This is a genomic window from Candidatus Zixiibacteriota bacterium (assembly GCA_021159005.1).
Taxonomy (GTDB): domain Bacteria; phylum Zixibacteria; class MSB-5A5; order UBA10806; family 4484-95; genus JAGGSN01.
In genome coordinates this window covers 1-2,743 of record JAGGSN010000022.1, presented here as the reverse complement: position 1 = coordinate 2,743, position 2,743 = coordinate 1, and the positions used below count along the sequence as shown (strand labels likewise).

Below are 2,743 nucleotides of genomic sequence, written 5' to 3'. Positions count from 1 at the left end.
GATATAAGTTCTATGGAAGTTACTATTTTAAAAAACCTCCTAAAAGACAAAGGAATACAATGCGAAGAAGCTGGGGGGCGATTAGCACCTGGACAGAACGTTTTTTGTCATAAAATATGTTCTAAAATAATTACATCTCAGTTTTGTATTGTTCTTGTTAACAATGGCAAAAAAGAAGATCAGCTTATACCAAATGCGAATGTTAATATGGAATATGGCTTAATGTTAGGTTTTAATAAATATGTAATTCCTTTTCAGCGAGAAGATCAATCGCTTCCTTTTAATGTTTCAGGGTTGGATACCGTAATTTATAACGATCCGAATTTCGAAAATAAAGCCGCATCTGCTATCGATTTAGCCATTAGTGAAACAACTCAAGATTTAGCTTCATCTCCTGAACCTGATCAAATTATTCAATTTTTCTTATTAACAAAAAAACTATATTATGCTGACGTTAATAAAACTGGTGAAAGAGATATGTTTGAATGGGGAAATCTTTTTCATTTCAATCTATTAAATGATTTTTCGGGTATGAATTATTGTTATTTTGGAAATTTTACTACATTGCGCCCAGAAATAGTAATTTGGCGACTTAAAATGCTAAATGATTTGCTGAACGAAAGAAAAAATTCAATAAATGATCGAGAACAACTAGGAATAATTCCCACTGAACAAATTAAACCATTAGAATCACTTTTCACCAGCTTAAACATTATTATTCTTGTAACAAGTAATAGCGACAAATTATCTATTTTAAATGGTGTTAAGGAAGATAATTTTTCATATAGATTTGAAATTTTTTCCTTAGCAGACATGACCAATGATCTTAAACGGTTTGAAAATAGTATTTCATAATAAAATAACGCCGGGTGCCCCATTCCCGCCCAAAGCGGGAGTGGGCTGCCTCATTATATATGCTCTGGCGTCAGGATGTCGTATCCGCCTAAGGCGGACCATCCTGACGCATCCTCAAAAGGCATCCCAATCCCGCTGAAATGTCGGGTTTCTCCCTCTGGTCGGAACCCGACCTACTGCTGTTTATCTATCCTCAAATCCTGTGCATTTTGCATTAACATTTATATAAGGGGTTATTATAAGGGGGGGATGTCTTATCCGTAATGCCGGATATCATGAAAAAAACAGACTGGAGGTGCTTATGAAAAAACAAGGCTGGATTAAACTCCATCGCCAAATTATGAGCTCTGATATATGGCCTAAGCACCCTTTTACAGATTATGAGTTTTGGACACTGCTTATGCTTAAAGCAAGTCATAAACTTTCATTTGTAGAATGGAATAATATGAGGATAAAAATTCGCCCCGGACAGGTATTAACATCAATAATAAAACTGGCCAATGAGACCCATCGAAGCAGGGATTGGGTGCGCCTGAAACTCGCAAATTTCGTAAAGATGGGCATGATAATATGGCAAAAACAAGACTACCTGTTTACGAAAATAACTCTATGCAACTATGACGCTTACAATGATGCGGCAAATATGGACTCGACAAGCGACCCGACAAGCGACCCGACAAGCGACTCGACAAGCGACCTGACAAGTGACCCGACAAGTGACCCGACAAGTGACCCGACAAGTGACCCGACATATTCAAGAATGTATAAAGAATGCAATAAGAATGAAAAGAATTATAAGAAAGGAAAAAATGAAAATAATAATTATAAATCTCTATGTTTTCTTTTAAAAAATAAAATCCTGCAAAACAACTCAAATGCCAAAATCGATATTTCACACTGGCCGGCTTGTGTTCGCCTGATGATCTCAAATGACCATCGCAAGACTGCCGATATCGAACGGGTTATTACATTCAGCCAATCCCATTCATTCTGGAAAACGGTGGTTCATTCGATGCAAAGCATCAGGGACAATTTTGACAAGCTGATTATGCAGGCTAACAATAAACAGAAAGGTTTCGATGGCTCACAATCCAACAGAGCGCCGGGCAGACCGGATGAGTTCAAACAATCGGGATGGTCGCAGTGGCCAACTTGATAAGATTGAATATAAGCTGTATTGGCAAACCGCTAAAGCTATCGGTATCGGTGAAAGATATATCCACACGAATTTGGATAAAATAGATTCTCAAACCAAAACGGCTGTTGAGAAATATTGCGATAATCGCTATTACAAAAAGGGTATCGGCTTATTTATCACCGGTTCGATGGGAGTAGGGAAAACCAGCATCTCGGCATATATTGCCTATCGTATTATCAAAAGCTGCGGCATCAATTGCCTGAAAAATGATCCCTACAACACCGCTTGGTGGACATCAATAGCCAAAGATGAAATCCGCTTCTGTCATTCGAGTGAACTGCATCAGCTGTTCCGATACAACACTAACAGCGATGCTAATAATAAATTGGGAAAACTTAAGCAAGTTAGATATCTGATAATAGATGATTTCGGATGCGAATTTTCATCCGCCTATGGTTTCAGTCAATTCGAGGGGTTCTATGCTTATCGTCATGATGAAAGGTTCACGACTATCATAAATTCCAATATTCCATTGGTCAGGCTTAAAGAAAACAGCGAGCTTGCCCGAACGTTTGACAGGTTCAGGGAATCAATGAAGGTAATTGAGATAACCGGCAAATCATTGAGAGGCTGATTAAGCCAGCTCAGCAGGTCAAATCCACTTGGGGCTTGACCCGCCGGCAGGCAGGAGGTATCGGCACAACCAATCTCTGGATTCCCAATCAAGTTGGGAATGACGCGGACGGTGTT

Annotated in this window: 3 protein-coding genes; all 3 read left to right on the top strand. The window is 38.9% G+C overall.

The genetic code is table 11. The features are described 5' to 3' along the window. A partial coding sequence (locus J7K40_01485; protein MCD6161071.1) for a hypothetical protein occupies positions 1 to 855 on the top strand: 855 nt, incomplete at its 5' end. A 301-nt stretch (positions 856 to 1,156) separates the two neighbouring features. Next, positions 1,157 to 2,011 carry a PT domain-containing protein gene (locus J7K40_01480; GenBank protein ID MCD6161070.1) on the top strand — a complete coding sequence of 285 codons (855 nt, stop codon included), beginning with the start codon at positions 1,157 to 1,159 and terminating at the stop codon, positions 2,009 to 2,011. After that, the gene (locus J7K40_01475; GenBank protein MCD6161069.1) at positions 1,971 to 2,627 is read left to right on the top strand and encodes a hypothetical protein; all 657 of its coding nucleotides are present in this window, start codon (positions 1,971 to 1,973) and stop codon (positions 2,625 to 2,627) included. Before J7K40_01480 ends, J7K40_01475 begins: the two co-directional genes overlap by 41 nt. Positions 2,628 to 2,743: the final 116 nt, after the last annotated feature.

What these genes read in the sequence shown, in the direction of transcription:
- J7K40_01480 (MCD6161070.1), top strand. Translation starts at nt 1,157, where the DNA reads ATGAAAAAACAAGGCTGGATTAAACTCCATCGCCAAATTATGAGCTCT.
- J7K40_01475 (MCD6161069.1), top strand. Translation starts at nt 1,971, where the DNA reads ATGAGTTCAAACAATCGGGATGGTCGCAGTGGCCAACTTGATAAGATT.